This window comes from Sphingomonas sp. (assembly GCF_030145815.1).
GTDB lineage: Bacteria > Pseudomonadota > Alphaproteobacteria > Sphingomonadales > Sphingomonadaceae > Sphingomonas.
On sequence record NZ_JAIXHL010000001.1, the window covers coordinates 145367 to 166724 of the forward strand.

The window sequence follows — 21358 nt, forward strand, 5'->3', positions numbered from 1 at the left end:
CGAACGATGAATGAGCGGGACTTGCTCAACCTGTCCCGGCGTGGTGTTCTCGCCGCCGGAGCCGTTGGTGTGGCCGCCAGCCAGGTCCGTACCGCGGCGGCGGCGCCCACCCGGGCCGTGGAGAACAACATGCCTGTCACTCTGACCGTCAACGGCACGCCGCGCGCGCTGGACCTTGATGTCCGGACAACGCTGCTCGATGCGTTGCGCGAGCATCTCAAGCTGACCGGCACGAAGAAGGGCTGCGACCATGGCCAGTGCGGCGCGTGCACGGTGATCGTCAATGGGGAGCGGATCAACAGCTGCCTGACGCTCGCGGTGATGCATGATGGCGATGCGGTAACCACGATCGAGGGGCTGGGTACGCCCGATCATCTGCACCCGATGCAGGTGGCCTTCATCAAGCATGACGGCTATCAGTGCGGCTATTGCACGCCGGGGCAGATCTGCTCGGCGGTCGCGGTGCTCGATGAGATCAAGCGTGGCATTCCGAGCCATGTTCAGGAGGATGTGGCCGCCAAGCCCCGCGCCACCAACATCGAAATGCGCGAGCGGATGAGCGGCAATCTGTGCCGCTGCGGCGCCTATTCGAATATCGCCGAGGCAATGGCCGAAGTTGCAGGAGCCAAGGCATGAAGCCGTTCAGCTATGCCCGCGCCAGCTCCCCCGCTGAAGCCGCGGCGATGGCCTCACGGGTGCAGGGTGCGCGCTTCATTGCGGGGGGCACCAATCTGCTCGACCTGATGAAGCTCGAGATCGAGACGCCGGCGCACCTGATCGACGTCAACCATCTCGGCCTCGACACGATCGCGGCGACGGACGATGGCGGGCTGCGCATCGGCGCGATGGTGCGTAACACCGCGCTCGCCGCCGACAAGCGCGTGCGGCGCGACTATGCCGTGCTGACCCGTGCGATCGTGTCCGGCGCGTCGGGCCAGCTGCGCAACAAGGCGACGACCGGCGGCAATTTGCTCCAGCGCACCCGCTGCCCCTATTTCTACGACCCCAACCTCCCCTGCAACAAGCGCACGCCCGGCAGCGGCTGCGGCGCGATCGGCGGGTTTTCGCGGCAATTGGGCGTCATCGGCACGTCCGATGCGTGCATCGCAACCTATCCCGGCGACATGGCGGTGGCATTGCGCGTGCTCGACGCGGTGGTCGAGACGGTGAAACCCGATGGCACGACCCGCGCGATTCCGATCGCTGACTTCCACCGGCTGTGGGGCGACACCCCGCATATCGAAACCGCGCTTGAGCCGGGTGAACTGATCACGGCGGTGACGCTCCCCAAACCGCTTGGGGGCAAGCACGTTTATCACAAGGTGCGCGACCGCAGCTCCTATGCCTTTGCGCTCGTGTCGGTCGCAGCGGTACTGCAGAAGGACGGAACCGGCCGGATCGCATTCGGCGGCGTCGCGCCCAAACCGTGGCGCGTGGAGGAGGCGGACAGCCTGTTGCCGAAGGGCGCGCGCGCGGTCGTCTCCCGCGCTTTTGCCGATGCCCGCCCGACCGACGAAAACAAGTTCAAGATCACCCTCGCCGAGCGCACGCTCGCGGGCGTGCTTGCCGATGCGAGGAGCTGACCGATGGAGTTCAACGCCCCGGCCGGGACCAACCTATTCGACAAGGCCAAGGTCGTCGGCAAATCGACACCGCGGATCGACGGCCCGCTCAAGACCAGCGGCACCGCCCCCTATGCCGCCGAGCGCCACGACGTCGCCGCCAACCAGGCCTATGGCTTCATCGTCGGATCGGCGATCGCCAAGGGACGCATCACGTCGATGGACACCAGCGCCGCCAAACGCGCGCCGGGCGTGATCGCAGTCGTCGCCGCGCCGGAGACCAAGCCAGTCGGCAAGCCGCAGTTCAACAACGCGCCCCTGTTCGGCGGCAGCGAGATTTCGCACTATCATCAGGCCATCGCCTGTGTGGTCGCCGAAACGTTTGAGCAGGCGCGCGCCGCCGCAGCGTTGATCCAGACCCGCTATGACCGGGTCGAGGGGACATTCGACCTGGAGAAGGCGGCACCCGGCGCGCCGCTGGCCAAGGGCAGCGGCGACAAGCCCGACCGCAAAACTCTGGGCGATTTCGACGCGGCCTTTGCCGCCGCCCCGGTCAAGCTCGACGCGCGCTACCATACCGCCGATGAAAGCCATGCGATGATGGAGCCGTTCGCGACCATCGCGGCATGGGAGGGCGACCGGCTGACGATCTGGACATCGAATCAGATGATCAACTGGGCGAAGCGGTCAATGAGCCAGATTCTGGGCATCCCGGCCGAGAATATCCGGGTCGATTCGCCCTATGTCGGCGGCGGCTTTGGCGGAAAGCTGTTCATCCGTGCCGACGCTGTGCTCGCGGCGCTCGCGGCCAAGGCGGCCGGGCGACCGGTCAAGATCGCGATGCAGCGCCCGCTGATGGCAAACAACGCCACCCACCGCCACGCGACGATCCAACGGCTGCGGATCGGTGCGGAAAAGGACGGGCGCATCACGGCGATTGCGCACGAAAACTGGTCCGGAAATCTGAATGGCGAGGATGGCGAGAATGGGACGCTGCAGACGCCCAAGCTCTATGCCGGCGCCAACCGCCTGACCGCCAACTATATCGCGACGCTCGACCTGCTCGAGGGCAATGCGATGCGCGCGCCGGGCGAGGCACCGGGGCATATGGCGCTGGAAGTCGCGATGGACGAGCTGGCCGAAAAACTCGGCATCGATCCGATCGAACTGCGCATCCGCAACGAGCCGGAGACGGTGCCGAGCAACCCCGCGCGGCGCTTTTCCGACCGTCACCTCACCCGCTGCCTGCGCGAAGGTGCAGCCCGCTTCGGCTGGAGCAAGCGCAGTGCCAAGCCGGGCGTGACGCGCGAGGGGCGCTGGCTGATCGGGATGGGCGTCGCGGCGGGCTATCGCGGCGCACCGACGATGAAATCCGCCGCGCGGATCAAGCTGGACGCTGACGGACGCATCACGGTCCAAACCGACATGACCGATATCGGCACCGGCAGCTACACCATCATCGCCCAGACCGCGGCGGAAACGATGGGCGTGCCGCTCGACCGCGTGTCGGTTGAGTTGGGCGATTCCGATTTCCCCGTGGCTGCGGGGTCGGGTGGGCAATGGGGCGCGGCGAGTTCGACCGCCGGCGTCTATGCCGCCTGCCTCGTGCTGCGCCGCGCGATCGGCGAAAAGCTTGGCTTCGATGGCGATACCGCGGTGTTCGAGGACGGCAAGATCAAGCTCGGCAACCGCACCATCGTGCTTACCGATGCCGGGGCGATGTCGGCCGAAGGCGAAATGAGCTACGGCGCGTTCAAGCGCGATTATGACGTTGGCACCTATGCCGGTCACTTCGCGGAGGTCGCGGTCGACGCCTATACCGGCGAGACGCGGATCCGCCGGATGCTCGCGGTGTGCGACGCGGGCCGCATCCTCAACCCGCTCTCGGCGCGCAGCCAGGTGATCGGGGCGATGGTGATGTCGGCGGGCGCCGCGCTGATGGAGGAGCTGGCGGTCGACAAGCGCTTCGGCCTGTTCATCAATCATGATCTGGCCGGGTACGAAGTGCCGGTCCATGCTGATATTCCGCATCAGGAGTGCGTGTTCCTCGACACGCTCGACCCGGTGATCGGGCCGCTCAAGGCCAAGGGCGTCGGTGAGCTTGGCATTTGCGGCCCGGGCGCGGCGGTGGCCAATGCGGTCTACAACGCGACCGGTATCCGCGTGCGCCACTATCCCCTGACGCTCGACAAATATCTGGACCGGTTGCCCGCGATCGCCTGATCGCTGGCCCCTCCCCATTTAGCCCGTCGCCAGAAGCCCGCCCCAAATCCGCACAAACCTGCGCTCTCAAAGATATTCACACGCACGATAGTGAATGTTGACAGCCGCTGCGACGCGCGACATATTCACCGCAGCAAATCGACGCATGATCGATGGCATCGAGGAGAGGTAAGGATGAGGGCAAGGCTTCTGGCGACCGCCTGTGCGGTGACGCTGTTCACGGTTCCGATGTCCGCTGCGGCGCAGGACGCCCCGGCCGGCGACACCACCGCAAGTTCCACCGCTCCGGGCGACGACGAAGTGATCGTTACCGCGACCCGCCGCGCGGAGCCGATTCAGGACGTCCCACTCAGCATCAGCGCGTTCCAGCAGGAAGAGCTGACCGAAAAGGGGATTGTCGGGTTCGAGGGGATCGCCCGCGAAACGCCGGGTGTCGTGCTCAACCGCCCGACCCAGAATTTCAACAATTTCACCGCGCGCGGTATCGCGACCAACGGCTATAACGCGAACCTGCAAAGCTCGGTCGCGGTCTATATCGACGAACTGCCAATCTCGACCATCGGCAACACAACGGTGGTCGATCCGACGCTGTTCGACGTCGAGCGGGTCGAGTTCCTGCGCGGTCCGCAGGGGACGTTGTTCGGGTCGGGTTCGCTCTCGGGCGCGATGCGCATCCTGACCAAGAACCCCAATTTGTCGTCGTTCGACATGGCTGGGCAGGTCGACCTCGCGCTGACCGGATCGGACAGCTTCCGCCAGCGCTACAATGTCATGGTCAATCTGCCGATCGTCAGCGACACGCTCGCGGTCCGCGCGGTCGGCTTCTACCGCAACGAAGACGGCTATCTCGACAATGTCGGGACCGGCGTGAAGAATTCGAACAAGCTGATCAACTGGGGCGGGCGCGTGATCGCGCTGTGGAAGCCCAATGACCGGCTGTCGGTGCGGGTGATGGGCTCCTATGAAGACAGCGATCCCAAGGACAGCTCGCTGACCAGCCCGTCGCTGGGGCGTGAAAAGCGCATTTCGGATCAGCCCGACCGCTTCACCGGCAAGCAGACGATCATCAACGGCACGGTCGAATATGAATTCGACTTTGCCCGGCTGACCAGCTCGTCGACCTATTCGGATTTCGACCAGAAATTCTATGTCGACCTCGCCGGCACCTTCCCGGCGGGATCCTTCCCCGCCGCGCCGATCGCCTTCGGCCTCGACGCCGACGCCTATGACAAGGTGTTCGTGCAGGAGACGCGGCTGGTGTCGTCGCTCGACGGGCCGTTCGAGTTCACCATCGGCGGCTTCTACATGAACCGCCGCCGCGACGTGGATTATTTCTACCGGTCCAACCCGCAATTCCTGGCGGCGCGCGGCATCACCGGCCTGCCTGATCAATATTATCAGAAGCTCTATACCTATCAGAAGAGCGACGAACTGGCCGGATTCGGTGAGATCACCTATCGCTTCTCGCCCAAATTCTGGCTGACCGGCGGCATGCGCTATGGCCGCACCTCCGCGCAGGGCTTCACCGAGGCGGGCGGCTATCTCGCCACGGCGGCCGGGTTCAACTATTTCACCTACGCGCTCTACGGCATTCCGGTGAATTTCGGGCCGAGCAACCTGGTTCCCTATGCTGCCGCCACCGGCGTCAAGGCGACCGGGTCGGCGCCGTCGTGGAAGGCCAGCGCGACGTGGAAGCCGAGCGAGGCGATCACCACCTACGCCACCTTCTCGACCGGGTTCCGCGCGCCGATCGTCAACGCGCGTGCCGGCGCCGCCAGCCTGACCGACCCGACCGACATCATCATTCCCTATGGTGCGGATTCGGACGATCTGAAGAGCTATGAGCTCGGGGCGAAGGCGCGCTGGCTCGATGGCCGCGTGACGATGAACGCGGCGCTCTACCTGATCGACTGGAGCAACATCCAGGCCCAGGCCAACCGCCGGTCGGACTCGGTCCAGTTCGCCACCAATATCGGCGCGGCGCGCAGCAAGGGGTTCGAGGTCGAGATCGGCGTGATTCCGGCGAAGGATGTCTTCATCGGCCTCAACGCCGCGTATAACGACTCCAAGATCACCAAGCTGTCGACGACCGAGGCAATCGTGTCGGGCGCGGTGCTCGGCCATCGCCTGTCTGCGCCGCGGCTGCAGGGCGCGGCGTACATCTCCTACGGTTTCGACCTGGGCGACAGCGCGCGCGGCACCTTTGCGATCAATGCGCAATATGTGGGGTCGTATAACAGCTCGTTCCCGAACACGCCGGGCAATCCCAATCTGCGCCTGTCAACCTTCGGCAAGACCGACGAATATGCGAACGTGAACCTCAATCTGGGGGTCAAGAAGGGCTCGCTCTCGGCCAATGTGTATGTCGAGAACCTCTTCGACGATCATTCGGTCGTGTACATTCACCCCGAGGCGTTTCTGGTGAGCCGCTTCGGCACGCTGCGCCCGCGCACCGTGGGGATTCGTCTTGGCTACGGCCTCTGATGCAATGACGGCCGGTGGCGACACCGGCCGTCCGTCGCCCGCGAACCGGCCCTGGTTCGTGCTGGTGACGCTCACCTTCGTCTACATCCTCAACTTCCTCGACCGGCAGCTGATCGGCATCCTCGCCAAGCCGATCCAGGATTCGCTGAACGTCACCGACACCCAGTTGGGACTCATCGGCGGCCTGTATTTCGCGATGTTCTATTGCTTCATCGCGATCCCCGTCGGCTGGTTCGCCGACCGCACCAGCCGCGTCGGCGTGCTCAGCCTTGCCTGCGCGATCTGGAGCGGGGCGACGGTCGCGTGCGGCATGGCAGCCAATTACACCCAGCTGGTGATCGCGCGCATGACCGTCGGGTTCGGCGAGGCGGGTGGCGTCCCGCCATCCTATGCGATCATCACCGACACCTATCCCCCCGGCAAGCGCGCCGCGGCGCTCGGCATCTTCAACCTCGGCCCCGCGATCGGCGCGGCGGCGGGCGTCGCGTTCGGCGCGGCGATCGCCGAGCTCTATGGCTGGCGGTTGCCCTTCATCATCGTCGGCGCGATCGGCGTAGCCACGGCAGCGTTCGTGTGGCTGACGATCCGCGAGCCGCAAAAGGGCGCGATGGACGGCGCACGGGCGGCGGGTGCGGACGACAAGGCACCGTTCTGGCCCACAGTCGGGGCGTTCCTGTCCAACCCGGTGCTGATGCTCGCGGCCTTGGGCAGCGGCGCGACGCAGTTCGTCACCTATGGCCTGGGCAACTTTGCGGTCCTCTATCTGATGCGCGAAAAGGGGATGGTGCTGGGCGATGTCGCGGTCTGGTACGCGCTGGTCCTACTGATCGGCATGGGCGGCGGCATGGTCGTATCGGGTCGGGTGATCGACGCGATGACACGCAAATCGCGCGCTGGTTATGCCATTGCACCGGCCGCGTCGCTCGCGGTGGCGATGCCCTTCTATATCGGCTTCGTCTGGGCCCCGAGCTGGCCGCTTGCACTGGCGTTGCTCGCGGTGGTGATGGTGTTCAACTATTTCTACCTCTCGGCCTCGGTCGCTCTGGTGCAGGAAGAGGTACGACCGAACCAGCGCGTGCTGTCGGGCGCGCTGCTGCTGCTGATCATGAACTTTATCGGCCTTGGCCTTGGCCCGACCTGGGTCGGGTTCGCCAGCGACTGGTTCAAGGCGCAGGGCGATACGCAGAGCCTGCAGAGCGCGCTCTACACCCTGACGCCCTTCTACCTGATCGCAATCGGCCTGTTCGTTGCGCTCGCGCGGCGGCTGAAGCGGGAAGGGGCGGCGGCATGAAGCGGCTGATCGTCCTGATTGCGCTGCTGTTCGCCGCGCCCGCGCTCGCTCAGCCGCGCGCGACGGCTCCGGCCGGAACGGTCGAGGGCGTGGAGCAGGGCGGGCTCCGCATTTTCCGCGGCATCCCCTATGCGCAGGCTCCGGTCGGCCCGCTGCGGTGGAAGCCGCCGGTCGTGGCGGCGGACTGGCAGGGGGTGCGCAAGGCGACCGCGTTCGGCCCCGCCTGCGTTCAGCCGCGCAATCGCAATGCCGGGATCTACACCAACCCGCTCGACACGGTCAGCGAGGATTGCCTGACGCTCAACATCTGGGCGCCGGAGGGGGCCAAGGACCTGCCCGTGTTCGTGTGGATCCATGGCGGCGCGCTGGTCGCCGGATACAGCCACGAAACCATGTATGACGGTGCGCGGATGGCGCAGCGTGGCAACATGATCGTGGTGTCGATCAATTACCGGCTCGGCATCCTCGGCTATCTCGCGCACCCCGAACTGAGCGCAGAATCGTCCGACGGCGTCTCGGGCAATTACGGCCTGCTCGACCAGATCGCGGCGCTGAAGTGGGTCCAGCGCAACATCGCGGCGTTCGGCGGCGATGCGGGCAACGTGACCATCGCGGGCGAGTCCGCGGGCGCGCTCAGCGTCATGTATCTGATGGCCAGCCCGCAGGCGCGCGGCCTGTTCCACAAGGCGGTGGCGCAGAGCGCGTATATGATCACCACGCCCGAGCTCAAGCGCGGCGCGTACGGCCTGCCCTCGGCTGAGGCGGCGGGAAGCCAGATCATGACTGCGGTCGGCGCGGCCGATCTCGCCGCGTTGCGCGCGATGGATGCCGAAAAGCTGACCTTCGACGCCGCGACCAAGGGCTATGGCCCATGGGGCAATGTCGACGGCAAGATTTTGACGCGCCAGCTGGTCACGACCTGGGACCATGGCGAACAGGCCAGGGTGCCGGTGCTCGCCGGGTTCAATTCGGGCGAGATCCGATCGCTTCCGGTGCTGCTCCCGCCCGCGCCAGCCAGCGCCGAGGCCTATGAGGCCGCGATCCGCGCGCGTTATGGCGATCTCGCCGAGCATTTCCTGCGCCTCTATCCGTCGAGCAACATCAAGGAATCGCTGCTCGCGACCACCCGCGATGCGCTCTATGGCTGGACCGCGACCCGGCTCGCGATCGGCCAGACCGCGATCGGGCAGAGCGCCTATCTCTATCTGTTCGACCATGACTATCCGGCGGCTGCGGAATATGGCCTGCACGCCTTCCATGCCGCCGAGATCCCCTATGTCTTCGGCACCGCGGGCCGCACGCCGCCCTATTGGCCCAAAGTCCCCGACGACGTGACCAATCGCCGCCTGTCGGACGCGATGCTGTCCTACTGGACGAGCTTCGCGCGCAGCGGGACGCCAATCGCCGACGGTCAGCCGGCATGGGAAGCCTATGGCAAGGCCGCGAACTACATGGCGTTCGCGGGCAAGCCCCAGCCCGGCACGCGGCTGATGCCCGGCATGTTCGCGCTGCACGAAGCGGCGATGTGCCGCCGCCGCGCCGCGGGCGATCAGCCGTGGAACTGGAACACCGGCGTCGCCTCGCCGGTCCTCAACAAGGCGACGGGTTGCCGATGATCGACGGAAGCATGCAGGATTATCCGCTGACGCTGGACAAGTTCCTGCACCACGCCGCCAAATGGTATCCGGATGCGGAGGTCGTCACCGCGCGTGAGGGCGGGGGGACCGACCGGATCGGCTATGCCGAGCTGCGGGATCGCGCGCTGGCGGTGTCGTCGCTGCTCAGTGGTTTCGGGGTCAAGCCGGGGGATCGCGTGGCGACGCTGGCGTGGAACAGCCAGGCGCATGTGGAGGCATGGTATGCGATCATGGGCATGGGCGCGGTGTGCCACACGCTCAACCCGCGCCTCACCGCCGCGCAGCTTGCCGATATGGTGGTCCAGTCGGGGGCGAAGCTGCTGATCGTCAGCGCCGACCTTCAACCGCTCGCGCACGCGATTGCCGAGCGCGTGTCGGCGCTGTCGCTGCTGCTGGTCATTGACGGTGCTGCGGATGCGCAGCCGGCCACCTGCGCGGTGATGGCGCTCGAACCGCTGATCGCAACCGCGCCGGACGGCGCCGTGTGGGGCGACTTCCCCGAAACCACGCCATGCGGCCTGTGCTTTACCTCCGGCACCACCGGCGCGCCCAAGGGCGTGACCTACACCCACCGCGCCAGCTTCCTGCACACGCTGCGCTGCCTTCAGGCCGATGTGATGGCGATCCGGTCGACCGACAGCGTGCTGGTGGTGGTGCCGATGTTCCACGCTAATGCTTGGGGCCTGCCCTTCGCGCTGCCGGCCGCGGGTGGGCGGCTGGTGTTGCCGGGTCGCGCGACTGATGGCGCGAGCCTTGCCCGCCTGATCAAGGCAGCAGAGGTAACGATCGGCGTCGCCGTGCCGACCGTTTGGCTGGGGGTCGCCGAGCATCTCGAGGCGACCGGCGAGACCCTGCCGAGCCTAGAGCGCATCATCGTCGGCGGCTCGCCGCTCGCGCCCGCGCTGATGGAGCGGATTGAGCGCGTGCTCGGCGTTACCGTCCAGACCAGCTGGGGCATGACCGAGCTGTCACCCTCCGGCACGGTCGCACCGCCGCACGATCCGCAGCGGACAGCGGCGGTCTCGGGTCGCCCGGCGATTGGCGTCGACCTGCTGCTGACCGACGCGGACGGCGTGCCGCTGCCGCAGCAGCGCGACACGGAGGGGCATTTGCGCGTGCGCGGTGCCGCCGTGGTTGATCGCTATTTCGGGCAGGACGCACCCGCAACCGATGCCGATGGCTGGTTCGCGACCGGCGATCTCGCGCGCATCGACGCGCAGGGCAACTTGATCATTACCGGACGCGCCAAGGATTTGATCAAATCCGGCGGCGAATGGATCAACCCGGCCGAGATCGAGGCGGTGGTCGGCGCGCTCCCGCAAGTCTCGCTTGCTGCGGTGATCGGGCGCGAAGACCCCAAATGGGGCGAACGCCCGCTGCTGCTGGTTGAGATGCAGGACGATGCGCTGAGCGACGCCGACCTGCTCGCCCCGCTCCGTGGCCGCGTCGCATCGTGGTGGATTCCCGACGCGATCGTCCGCCTCGACGCCATGCCGCTCGCCCCGACCGGTAAAATCGACAAGAATAGCTTGCGGTCTCAATATGGAAGCGCTTGAGACCTTGTTCGACCCGGGCTGCGGCGATCCGGCCGCATCCGGGCAACAGGGGAATGACAGCCCAGTGCCTGAGCAGAAATCCGAAAAGCCCAAGCCCCGCCGCCGCGCGACCAAGGCTGAGCAGCGCGCGGAGATGATGGAGCAGATGCTCGACGAGGCGGAGTATCTGTTCTCGAAGCACGGCCTGCACGGCGTGACGCTCAAGGATGTTGCCAAGCGCGTCGGCGTCCACCACACGCTGCTGAACTATTATTTCGAGGACAAGAAGAAGCTGTTCGACGCGGTCTTCGCCCGCCGCGCGGTGGTGACAAGCGAAAGGCGGCTGAAGGCGCTGAACGATTACGACGCCGCGACCGGCGGCAAGCCGACGCTGGAAGGCGCGCTCCACGCCTTTCTCGACACCGATCTCGACCTGTATATCGAGGGGGGCGAAGGCTGGAAGAATTACGGCGCGCTCGGCGCGCTCGTCGCGAACACCCCCGAATGGGGCGCGGAACTGATGGACGCGCATTTCGACCCGGTCGTGCTGCGGCTGATCGAGCTGCTCAAAAAGGCGCTTCCCGATTGCGCCGAGGAGGACATCTTCTGGGGCTATCACTTCGTCACCGGCGCGCTGATGGTCACGTTGGCGCGCACCGGACGCATCGACAAATTGTCGGGCGGGTTGTGCCGGTCGGAGGATTTTGCGGCGATCAAGGACCGCATGGCGGTGTTCATGGCCGCGGGATTTCGGCAGATTTGCGGTAGCGGCGGGCGGAGCGGGGCCTAGCCCGCTCGCCTTTGCGCCTAGTCTCGCATAAGATACTCACTCACTAGTTAGCGAAGAATGATGGGAGGAAGTTGATGCTGCTCGATGGACGGATTGCGATCGTAACGGGCGCCGGCGGCGGACTTGGTCGCGCTCATGCGCTCTATCTGGCGGGTAAGGGCGCGCGCGTCGTGGTCAATGACCTCAGCACCGATGCCGCGCAGCGCGTCGCGGACGAGATCGGTCAGCGCGGCGGCAAGGCGCTGGCGCTGGCCGGATCGGTCACCGACGAATGGGCGGTATCGAACATCGTCGCGTCAACCATGGACGCGTGGGGGCGGGTCGACATTCTGGTCAACAATGCCGGCATCCTGCGCGACAAGAGCTTCGCCAAGATGACGATGGACGAGTTCCGGCTGGTGGTGGACGTGCACCTGATGGGCGCGGCAATCGCCAGCAAGGCGGTGTGGGAGATCATGCGCGGGCAGGGCTATGGCCGCATCGTCATGACCACTTCCTCCTCCGGCCTTTACGGCAATTTCGGCCAGGCCAATTATGGCGCGGCAAAGATGGCGCTGGTCGGCCTGATGCAGACGCTGGCGATCGAGGGCGAGAAATACGGCATCCGGGTCAACTGCCTCGCCCCCACCGCGGCCACGGGGATGACCGAGGGGGTGCTGTCGGAAGCCAGCCTCGCCGCGCTCGACCCGGCCTTGGTCAGCCCGGGGCTGCTGCCGCTGGTCGGCGAGGACGCGCCGACCCGCGCGATCCTGTGCGCTGGTGCGGGCCATTTCGCGACGGCCAACGTCACCCTGACCGACGGCATCCAGATCGGCGGTGGCGTGGATGCGGGCGAGCAACTCGCCGCACGCTGGACCGAAGCCGCGGATCGCACCGATGAGATCGTCCCGGCCTATGGCTTTACCCAGGCCGAGCGCGAGCTGGCGGCGGCAGGAATCACCGCCCCGGCGGTCGCAGTCGCGCGCTAATCGGTCCGGCGGAAGATGCGGGCGATGACGGGCTGCGGTTCGATCCGTATACCGTCCGGGGCGAAGCGCGGCCCCTTGGCCAGCCATTCGCCGGGGCCCCTGACGGCGCTGAACGGAAGGCCTGCCAGCGCGTCCTCGACCCGATATTGCGCATGCTCGACGAGCAGCAGTCCACCCGGTGCAAGCGTCAACGCGAGCTGCCGCAGGTCGCGCGCGAACAGCGCAAAGGGGTAGTGGCTCGAGATATCGCGCAGATCGCGCTCCCGCACCTCTTCGGGGCGGCGCGTAAATACTGCCATCGCAAAGATCGCATCATAGGGGCCGTGCGCGGCGATCAGATCGTGGCGTGAGGCGATGAAGATGCGGTTCACGTCGGCCGGCAGGCGACGACATGCGCGCAGCAGTACCGGGTTGATCTCCGCCCCGACCAGCATCGCGTCGGGGAAATAGCTGCGCAACGAGGTCACCTCCTCGCCGGCTGCGCAGCCATAGGACAGGATGCGCGGCGCGGGGCGGTCGGCGAGCAGCGCGCGGGCGGCCGCGAACAGGCGCGGATAGCGGTCATGAAAGCTCAGGCTGATGTCCTGATGCACCTGCGCCCCGAACCGCAGCCGGGTGAACAGCTCGGAGCGCGCACGTCCGTCGCGGATCAGCGCGAGCAGCCGCGCCGCGCGCCGCCGCCACCGATCCGATGCTATGCCGCCCGCGCCCATCGCAGCCTGCTTGGCCCAGCGTGAGACGCGCGTCAAACCGCCCTGTTCATGCTTGCGCCGGCACCGACGCGCGCTAGGCTTGCGCCATGCTCGATCAGGTCATCCGCACTGCGCCTCGTCAGGACTCGCCCCTGCCCGACCGGATCAAGCTGCCCTTTGCCTTCGATCCCGACCGGCTGTGCGCCGATCTCGACGCGGTAGATCGCGACTGGATCGATCATCTTGTGAAACAGAATTACGAGGGCAATTGGTCGGTCCTGCCGCTGCGTCACACTGCGGGCGCGACGCATCCGGTGATGATGATCTATTCCGACCCGAGCGCGACCGAGTTCGTCGACGGCCCGCTGCTGGCGCACACCCCCTATTTCCGCGAGGTGCTGGCGGCATTTCGCTGCCCGCTCACCGTGGTGCGATTGATGCGGCTGACCCCGGGGTCGGTGATCAAGCCGCATTACGACCATGATCTCGCCGCCGAACATGGCGCGGCGCGGCTGCACATTCCGATCACGACCAACCCGGATGTCGAGTTTCTGCTTAACGGCACGCCGGTGACGATGGCACCGGGCGAGGCCTGGTATCTGCGGCTGATGGACACGCATTCGGTCGTCAACCGTGGCACCAGTGACCGCGTGCATCTGGTGATCGACGCGGTCGTCGATGACTGGTTGAGCGAGATGTTAGCGGCCAGCGCCGGGCAATAGGACTTCGGCGACGCGGCGGCGCCCGCCTACGCGCTCCAGCTGGACGAACACGTCGATGGTCGAGCGCACATAATGCGTCACGTCTTCGCGGCTGAGCCGGGTGCCGCGTTGCAGGATCAACAGCGCGATCTGTTCGACCGCCGCCTCCGCGCTGTTGGCATGGACCGAGCTCAGTGACCCGGGATGGCCGGTGTTGATCGCGCGCAGAAAGGCATAGGCCTCCTCGCCGCGCAGCTCGCCCAGGATGATGCGGTCGGGCCGCATGCGCAGCGACGCGCCGAGCAGATCGTCGGCGGTCACCCGCGCCTCACCCTGATCCCCGCGTGTCGCCAGCAGGCCGATCGCGTTCGCGTGGCGCAGGTGCAGCTCGGGGGTATCCTCGATCACGATCAACCGCTCTTCGGGCGCAATCTCACGCAGTAACGCGTTGAGGAATGTGGTCTTGCCGGTCGAGGTGCCACCGGAGACGAGGATGTTGCGGCGCGACCGCACCGCCTGTCGCAGCATTCCGGCCAGGTCGCTCGCTTCCAGCAACGCAGAAAGCTGCGCCAGCCCTTCATCGCCATGCAGCGCGCTGCCCCGTCGCGTCCCGTCGAACGCCCCCGCCGCCTGATAATCGTCGAGCCCGAGATCGGCGGAGACATGCTTACGGATCGCGATCGCCATCCCGCCACGCGTCGCGGGTTCCGCGATCACCTGCACGCGCGCACCGTCGGGTAGTGCGGCGGACAGCAGCGGGTGCGCGCGGCTGATCCCCTGATGCGTCAACGCCGCAACCTGTCGCGCCAGCCGTTCCAGCGCAGTTTCGGTGAGGTCCGGCGCGTCATGCCGCTCGCTCGCCCCGCCCAGCGTCTCGACCCAGATTTCGCCCGGCCGGTTGACATAGATGTCGGTTACATCCGCCCGATCAAGAAACGGGCCGAGCGGCGCCAGATAGGCGCGCAGATAGACGCCCGCCGCCGGCGGCTCAGCGGTCATTGCGGGTTCCCGACCCCGGTGAAATCGAGATCGCGGGTGACGAACACCGCGATCGACGTGCCCGGCCGGACGCTCAGCGTCGGCGCGGGGCCGTTCTGCCCGGTGAGCGCGCTCGTGCCCGAACCGGGCAGCGCCAGCAGCACCGAGCCATTGGCCGGTCGCGTGGCAAGGTTGACGCCGATGTCGAGCGTCGATTGGAGCAGCGCCGGGAAGATCCGCTGGAGCAGGTGCGAATTGACCTTGGCCCGCACGCCGTTGCGTCCGGTGGCGTCGGTCGCCGGCGATCCGATCGCGATCGTTACCCCATCGGGCCGAATCAGCCGGCTCCAGTTGATGATCGCGCGCTTCTGGCCCGGCTCCGCGCCGCCGGCATGATCGCCGATCAGGCGACTGCCGCGCGGAATGAGGATGCGGGTGCCGTCAAAACTGCGCACGTCACTCGCGACGATCGCGCGGGCAAAGCCGGCCTTGGTCGAATCGAACCCGGTTTCCAGCACTGCCGGGATCAGGGTCCCCTGTGCCACCGTGGTCGACCGGTTGACCAAAGTGCCCGCGACCGCGCGCGCGCCCGGTGCCTGCGCGGCGGGTGCGCCATCTGCGGTCGCGACAGCACTGCCTTCGCCCTGTGGGCCGGAGCGATCATAGACCAGCGCGCCCGGCGCCGCCGCGCGCGGCTCGGGCAGGGGCGGCGGGGGTTGCGGCTGCGGCTGCTGGATGAAGGTCGGCGGGACCGGCTGGGGGATGAACTCGGGCCGCGGCTGACGTGTCGGCGGTTGCGGCAGCACGAACGGCACCACCGTCGGCGCGGCGACCGGTGCTGCAGCCGGCGCCGTTGCTTCCGCTGCCGGCGCAGGCGGAATGTAGAGCGGCGGCGGCTCGCGCAGGGCGACCGTAGGGTCGGCAGTGCGCGTCACTGCCGGTGCCTGCAGTGCGGCGCGACGCGATTCGAGTGCGACGAACAGCAGGATCGCGGCGAGCGCGAGGCCGCCGCCAATGATCAGCAGCGACGGCCCACGCGAAGCCGTCGCGACCAGCGGACGCACATCGCCCGGCTCGCGCATCGCCGGAGCACGTCGCGGATCGCCGATCGTCGGCGCGCTCACCGCTTCTTGTCCTGATCGGCGGTGATGCGTAGCGCGGTCGCGACGCGGCGATCCTGGCGGAACACGAATTTGCGCGCGATGCGATCGACCACGACGCGCCCGTCGCGGACATGGCCGGTCGCCAGCACCTCCTTGCCATCGTCTCCGACCGCATAAATCGCCGGAAGCGCCGCGCTGGCCGGCCATTCTATCTCGGTCTGCACCCCGTCATCAGCCATCGCGCTGGGGCGCAGCAGCTTGTCCCCGCTCAGGCGATAGCGTCCGGGCGCTGCGTCGACTGCCGGTGCTGCTGCGCTCGACATGGCTGCGACTGGCGCGCTGGCGGGATAGGTAAAGCGCACCGCGAACGGCAGGCCCTCCATCGGTCCGTAAGCCGGGACCAGCTCGAATGCATACATCCGCACATCGGTGATGACGATCATGTTGGTCGTCACCCCGGCATTGATCGGCTTTACGAACAGATAGTCGCCGCGCTTGTTCGCCGTCGCCTGCCACGCCGCGCTGTCGCCCAGCGCGATGCTTTCGATCCGCTCGTCTGGATTGAGCGCGACCGTGATCTGATATCCGGGTGCCGCCTGCAGCTGGACCACCTGATCGGGGGCGAACATCACCGTCTGGACGCGCGGATCGCCGGGGCCGGGTTGCGGGCGCACCTGCGCCAGCGCAGTCGGCGCGGCGAGCAGCAGCAGCGCGGCGACCCACTTCATCGCGCCACCTGTGCGGTCGGTGCGGGGCTCGGGCTGGCCGCGAGCGGCGATGGCGCACCGGCCTGCGCGGCCTGCACAGAAGCGGGAGTTGGCGCAGGGGGGGTCTCGGGATTGCGCGCATAGTGCGACACGGTGAAGCCGAGCGGGTTGATGAAGCGGTCTTCCAGCTTCATCGGCTCACCGGCGTAGCGGTAGCGGATCACCGCGACCCAATGCTGCGCCGGGGCGGTCTGTCCGCTGGCATCGCGGCGCTGCGTCTCGAACCGCACCAGCGCCGATCCACTGCCGAGCGGCGACACGCTCTTGACCCGCGTCTCGATCAAACTGCTACGCGGCAGGCTGGCGAGCGGGCTGTCGGGGTTCGATGCCTGCACCGATGCGATATAGCGGCTGCGTGCGCGGCCTTCCGACCACAGCACCGCGCGGCGGTAATTATGCTGAAGCGCGTCGATGTCGAAGCTTTCGCGCGCGATCACATATTGCACCAGGAACGACTGGGTCAGCGCGGTGTCGGGCGCGATCTTGTCCGGGTTGACCGGGTTGAGCTGCTGGACATAGCCGGTCTGGCGATCGACCAGCAGGGTGCGGGTCTCGACCGTCTTGAGCGGCAGCATGACGACTAGGGCGATTGCCATGACCAAGGCGACGACAACCGCGATGGCAGCGATGATCCACGCCGTTCGCTGCGACCGGTCGAGCCGAGCTTCGCGATCCGCGGCCCAGCTGCCGCCCTCCCGATAATAGGCGTCGAGCGCCGCACGTGTGGTCTGTTTCATGTCGTCTGATCCCGGCGCCCGGCGCTGGCTGTAACACGATTGCGCGATCGGCGCGCGGCCCGTTGCCCCAGGCGCGGTGGTGCGCTCGGTGCCTGTCCGGGGACGAGCCGCTCGCCCGGATTGGTCCGTACGGGGGCAGCAACCGCCTGAACCGCAGCCGCCGTCACGGGTGCTGCCCCGCCGGATTCGCGCCGCTGGGTCGCGATCACTGCGTCCGCGACCGCCGCCGCCCGCGTCCGCTCGGCAACCGGCTCAGCGGCGGGTGCCGCGCCCGCGCCGCGCCCCTGAAACAGCCGCTCCATCTCGCGGTTGATCCGCTCCGGCGCAGCGCGCCAGCTCGGTGGCAGTTGCAGCCCGGTCGCAACTTTGAACGCCAGAAAGATCGTGCCGAATGTCGCCAGCGCAAAGATTGCGGTGACCGCCAGCAGTTCGACCGGCGCGCCCGATATGGTCTGCTCACCGGCCCGCCGCGCGACGAGGCTCGCGACCCACGGCTCAAGCAGCGCCAGTTCTATGCCGAGCAGGATCGCGACGCCAAAGCTCGCGATCATCGTGCCCATCAGCCCGCGCAGCCACCCGGCGAACCATCCGCGGGTGGCGTCGAACAACAGGAACGCGACGAAGATCGGCCCCAGCGCAAGCAGGATGGCTCCGGCAAAGCGCAGGATGATCAACCCGCCCAGCGTCGCAATCAGGAACAGCACGCGCGCTGCACCGAGCGCGATCGGCTCGATCGCGCCGACCGGGTCCTGTGCGTTTTCGACCACCAATTCGTTGCGACCGTTGATGTTGCGCTGACGCATCACCTGCTGATCGCCCTCGCGCTTGCCGACACCCGCTTCGCCGAGCCGCACCAGCGCGCGGTCGACATAGCCCAGCCGCACCGCGCGATCGCCCAGCGTGCCGGGCAGCCCCGCCGCACCGCCGACTTCGGCGACCAGCTCGCCCGGCGCGCCGAACACCAGATCATGTGCCAGCGGGCGATAGGTTGCCCAGCTCGTCGCCAGCGCGAGCACGATGCCGACCTTGGCCAGCGCCACCACGCCGTCGCGCACGCCCGGCGTCTCGCCCAGCAGCATGCGATAGCCCCAGACCGCGACGAACAGCGTCAGCATGCCGGTCAGCAGCAGCGACGCGCTCGACCCCGGTGTCGCCAGCGCCTGATAGCCGAGCGTCGCGACCGCGCGCGCATGACAGTCGGCCGCGCCGAGCAGGCTCACGACAAAGGCGTCACCCTCGACGATGCCGGGACAGGTCATGCGACCTCCATCAGGCGCGGCAGCCAGTCGGCGGGATCGTCGCCATGTTCGGCGCGGATCGCGTCGAGCAGGCGCACGGTGCGCTCGCGTCCGGACAGCACGGTCAGGATCTCCTGCTCGCCCGACAAATCGAGCCGCGCGACGACGCTTTCGGCGCCATGCTTGATCAGGAAGCAGCGGGCATTGTCGGGCAGCGCGCGGATCAGTTCGAACTCGTGCGGGGTCAGGCCGAAGCCGTCGACATAGTCTGCCGCGCGCGCCTTGGGGTTCGCCATGAAAATCTGGGTCGCGGCCTGTTCGATGATCGCGCTGGCGATGCGGCTTTCCAGCGCGTCCTGCGCGCTTTGGGTGGCGAAGCCGACGATCCCGTTACGCTTGCGGATCGTCTTTTCCCAATCCTTGATGCGGCGCACGAAGACATCGTCGTCGAGCGCCTTCCACCCCTCATCCACCACGATGATCGCCGCCGATCCGTCCAGCCGCTCCTCGACCCGCTGGAACAGGTACATCATCGCCGGGGTGCGGACGGCGGGATCGTCCAGGATCTGGGTCATGTCGAACCCGACCGCCTCGGCGGTCAGGTCGGTCGTGTCGCTGTCATTGTCGAACAGCCAGGCGCGTTCGCCATCGCCCCACCAGGGGCGCAACCGCGACCACAGGTCCGCGCCGTGCGGCCGTTCGCCGCCGCGCAACAGCTCGACCAGATGGCGCAGGCGGCGATTTTCGCGCGGCTGGTCGAAATTGGCGTCGAGCGCATCCTTCAGCCGCGCCGCCTCGTCGATATCGACCCCGCCCGCCAGTTGCGCGAGCCAGTCGGCGAGGAACTGGCGATGCTCGGCGGTGTCGTCGAGCTGGAGCGGGTTGAGGCCGGACGGGACGCCGGGGCGCAGCACGTCATACTGCCCACCGATCGCGCGGATGAACAATTCCGCGCCGCGATCCTTGTCGAAGAACACGATGCGCGGCCGGAACTTGCGCGCCTGGGCGAGCAGGAAGTTGAGCACGACCGTCTTGCCCGACCCCGACGGGCCGATCACGGTGAAATTGCCGAGATCGCCATGGTGGAAGTTGAAATAATAGGGTCCGGCAGCGGTCGTCTCGAGCAGCGTCACCGCGTCGCCCCAGTGATTGCCGGTAGCGCTGCCCACCGGGAAATTGTGCCCGCTCGCCAGACCCGCGAAATTGCCGGTCGAGATCAGGCCCCTGCGGGCTATGTATTTGAAATTACCGGGGAATTGCGCCCAGAAGGCCGGCTCGAGCGCAATCTCCTCACGCACCGCGATGATGCCGAGATCGGACAAAGCGGCCTGCACCTCCGCGACGCCTTGGTCGACGGCTTCGGGCGATGCGCCGCGCACCGCGACGGTCATGTGATGCTCGCCAAATCCGGCGCGGCCCGCCGCAACCTCGTCCTTGGCCTCGCCCAGTTCGGCGCGCAGGCTGACCGCCTCGTCTTCTGCCGATCGCATCCGGCGCAGCGCGAGGTTCATCTTCGACAGCGCCGCCTGACGATCGACGAAGCCGAAGCTGTGCGTGATGGTCAGCTCCAGCGGCAGGCGCAGCAGATCGTCGAGCATGCCTGGCGCGGTCTGGCCGGGATAATCCTTGATCGACACCATGCCGACGAAATCGGTCCCGCTTCCGGCGGCGGGCGACAGCTCGATCGCATTCTGGCCGAAACTTACGCGGCGATAGGGCAGATATTCGCCCAGATCCTGCATCGGCAGCAGCACCGGGCGCAGTTCGCCATTGTACAGCGTCGAGAGGAATTCCAGCGGCTCCGACGCCGGCCCCTGCGGGGTTTCATAGACGGACAACAGGCGCGGCCCATAGGCCGAGAGCGCGGCGAACAGCGCCTCACGCGCCTCGTTCAGCTCGCGCAGATCCTGCGCCTGCGCCGCCTCCGCCTCGATCCCGCTCAGCCCGCCGCGCAGCCGGTCGAGCAGGCCGATCCGCCCCTGCAACGGGCGGCGGACCAGGGTCAGGAACAGGTCGTTGGTATAAAGCTGCTTGCGCGCCAGCCGTCCGCGCCACGCCGCGTCCAGCCGCTCCGAAAAATCGTCGGGAAACTCCCCCGCCAGCCCCGGCTCGACTCGCTGACGTACAATGTGGTGATAGACCGCAAAGCGTGACGACCCGATCGCCTGCAACGTCGCGTCGCGCAGCCGCTTGCGATAGTTGATCTCTTCGCTGTCGGCGGTTTCGAACAACAGCCCGCCGATCTGGATCACCTGCATCAACAGGCCGTCGCGCGTCGCGATGGTGACATCGTCGACATGGCGCGCGTAGGGGAGGTGCCGCCCCGCGCTCGCCTCGCGATCGATCACCCGCCGGTCGCGGGTCAGGGCCGGTAGGAGTTGCACCGCCAGATCCGGTAATTGGGGACGCGCGGGCAGCGGCTCGCCCGGGTGATCCACAGGTCGAAGAAGCGCGGCTCGCGCAGGCACGCCAACATGCCTGCGGCGTGGATCACCACGGCGGCGACCAGCACCCACACCGATCGAAAGATCAGGAACAGCTCGGTCGCCAGCACGGCATTGGCGATGAACCATGTATAGGTCACGCCCGCAAACATCTGCGGTCGCGTCAGCGCGACGAACACGGTGTCGCGGTCAAGACCATTCATACGCG

18 protein-coding genes are annotated in these 21358 nt (G+C 67.2%); 10 read left to right on the top strand and 8 right to left on the bottom strand.

What is annotated here, in order from left to right:
• Window positions 1-6: 6 nt before the first annotated feature.
• The 9 genes from paoA to KYX69_RS00770 all read left to right on the top strand — a co-directional run bounded on the left by paoA (window position 7) and on the right by KYX69_RS00770 (window position 12490).
• On the top strand, window positions 7-636 hold the full coding sequence (gene paoA, locus KYX69_RS00730) for an aldehyde dehydrogenase iron-sulfur subunit PaoA (RefSeq protein ID WP_300492617.1): 630 nt from the start codon (window positions 7-9) through the stop codon (window positions 634-636).
• On the top strand, window positions 633-1583 hold the full coding sequence (locus KYX69_RS00735; protein WP_300492618.1) for a xanthine dehydrogenase family protein subunit M: 951 nt from the start codon (window positions 633-635) through the stop codon (window positions 1581-1583). Before paoA ends, KYX69_RS00735 begins: the two co-directional genes overlap by 4 nt.
• A 3-nt stretch (window positions 1584-1586) precedes the next feature.
• Window positions 1587-3785 (top strand): aldehyde oxidoreductase molybdenum-binding subunit PaoC, encoded by a 2199-nt coding sequence (gene paoC, locus KYX69_RS00740; RefSeq protein ID WP_300492619.1) that lies wholly within the window; start codon window positions 1587-1589, stop codon window positions 3783-3785.
• A 174-nt stretch (window positions 3786-3959) separates the two neighbouring features.
• On the top strand, window positions 3960-6269 hold the full coding sequence (locus KYX69_RS00745) for a TonB-dependent receptor (protein WP_300492620.1): 2310 nt from the start codon (window positions 3960-3962) through the stop codon (window positions 6267-6269).
• On the top strand, window positions 6253-7560 hold the full coding sequence (locus KYX69_RS00750; RefSeq protein ID WP_300492621.1) for an MFS transporter: 1308 nt from the start codon (window positions 6253-6255) through the stop codon (window positions 7558-7560). Before KYX69_RS00745 ends, KYX69_RS00750 begins: the two co-directional genes overlap by 17 nt.
• Window positions 7557-9176 carry a carboxylesterase family protein gene (locus tag KYX69_RS00755; protein WP_300492622.1) on the top strand — a complete coding sequence of 540 codons (1620 nt, stop codon included), beginning with the start codon at window positions 7557-7559 and terminating at the stop codon, window positions 9174-9176. Before KYX69_RS00750 ends, KYX69_RS00755 begins: the two co-directional genes overlap by 4 nt.
• Window positions 9173-10753 carry an AMP-binding protein gene (locus KYX69_RS00760; RefSeq protein WP_300492623.1) on the top strand — a complete coding sequence of 527 codons (1581 nt, stop codon included), beginning with the start codon at window positions 9173-9175 and terminating at the stop codon, window positions 10751-10753. The genes KYX69_RS00755 and KYX69_RS00760 overlap by 4 nt, the downstream gene beginning before the upstream one ends.
• Window positions 10740-11522, top strand: a complete 783-nt coding sequence (locus KYX69_RS00765) for a TetR/AcrR family transcriptional regulator (protein ID WP_300492624.1) — start codon at window positions 10740-10742, stop codon at window positions 11520-11522. Before KYX69_RS00760 ends, KYX69_RS00765 begins: the two co-directional genes overlap by 14 nt.
• A 74-nt stretch (window positions 11523-11596) precedes the next feature.
• The gene (locus KYX69_RS00770) at window positions 11597-12490 is read left to right on the top strand and encodes an SDR family NAD(P)-dependent oxidoreductase (RefSeq protein WP_300492625.1); all 894 of its coding nucleotides are present in this window, start codon (window positions 11597-11599) and stop codon (window positions 12488-12490) included.
• Here KYX69_RS00770 and KYX69_RS00775 read toward each other — a convergent pair.
• The gene (locus tag KYX69_RS00775) at window positions 12487-13239 is read right to left on the bottom strand and encodes a trans-aconitate 2-methyltransferase (RefSeq protein ID WP_300492626.1); all 753 of its coding nucleotides are present in this window, start codon (window positions 13237-13239) and stop codon (window positions 12487-12489) included. The two genes, KYX69_RS00770 and KYX69_RS00775, sit on opposite strands and share 4 nt — an antisense overlap.
• 50 nt (window positions 13240-13289) lie before the next feature.
• Between KYX69_RS00775 and KYX69_RS00780 the strand changes: the two genes are divergently transcribed.
• On the top strand, window positions 13290-13904 hold the full coding sequence (locus tag KYX69_RS00780; RefSeq protein WP_300492627.1) for an aspartyl/asparaginyl beta-hydroxylase domain-containing protein: 615 nt from the start codon (window positions 13290-13292) through the stop codon (window positions 13902-13904).
• Here the strand turns inward: KYX69_RS00780 and virB11 are convergent.
• From virB11 to KYX69_RS00815, 7 genes are read right to left on the bottom strand one after another with little or no spacing between them, the layout of a single operon-like run.
• The gene (virB11, locus tag KYX69_RS00785; RefSeq protein WP_300492628.1) at window positions 13881-14882 is read right to left on the bottom strand and encodes a P-type DNA transfer ATPase VirB11; all 1002 of its coding nucleotides are present in this window, start codon (window positions 14880-14882) and stop codon (window positions 13881-13883) included. The genes KYX69_RS00780 and virB11 overlap by 24 nt on opposite strands.
• A complete protein-coding gene (locus KYX69_RS00790) occupies window positions 14879-15985 on the bottom strand; it encodes a TrbI/VirB10 family protein (protein ID WP_300492629.1) in 1107 nt (368 codons plus the stop codon). The genes virB11 and KYX69_RS00790 overlap by 4 nt, the downstream gene beginning before the upstream one ends.
• Window positions 15982-16692, bottom strand: a complete 711-nt coding sequence (locus KYX69_RS00795; protein ID WP_300492630.1) for a TrbG/VirB9 family P-type conjugative transfer protein — start codon at window positions 16690-16692, stop codon at window positions 15982-15984. The genes KYX69_RS00790 and KYX69_RS00795 overlap by 4 nt, the downstream gene beginning before the upstream one ends.
• Window positions 16689-17468 (bottom strand): virB8 family protein, encoded by a 780-nt coding sequence (locus KYX69_RS00800; RefSeq protein WP_300492631.1) that lies wholly within the window; start codon window positions 17466-17468, stop codon window positions 16689-16691. Before KYX69_RS00800 ends, KYX69_RS00795 begins: the two co-directional genes overlap by 4 nt.
• Window positions 17465-18727, bottom strand: coding sequence for a type IV secretion system protein (locus tag KYX69_RS00805; RefSeq protein ID WP_300492632.1), 1263 nt, complete (start codon window positions 18725-18727; stop codon window positions 17465-17467). Before KYX69_RS00805 ends, KYX69_RS00800 begins: the two co-directional genes overlap by 4 nt.
• Complete coding sequence (locus KYX69_RS00810) at window positions 18724-21096, bottom strand: VirB4 family type IV secretion/conjugal transfer ATPase (protein ID WP_300492849.1); 2373 nt, start codon at window positions 21094-21096, stop codon at window positions 18724-18726. The genes KYX69_RS00805 and KYX69_RS00810 overlap by 4 nt, the downstream gene beginning before the upstream one ends.
• Complete coding sequence (locus tag KYX69_RS00815) at window positions 21069-21353, bottom strand: type IV secretion system protein VirB3 (RefSeq protein ID WP_300492633.1); 285 nt, start codon at window positions 21351-21353, stop codon at window positions 21069-21071. The genes KYX69_RS00810 and KYX69_RS00815 overlap by 28 nt, the downstream gene beginning before the upstream one ends.
• Window positions 21354-21358 lie beyond the last annotated feature (5 nt).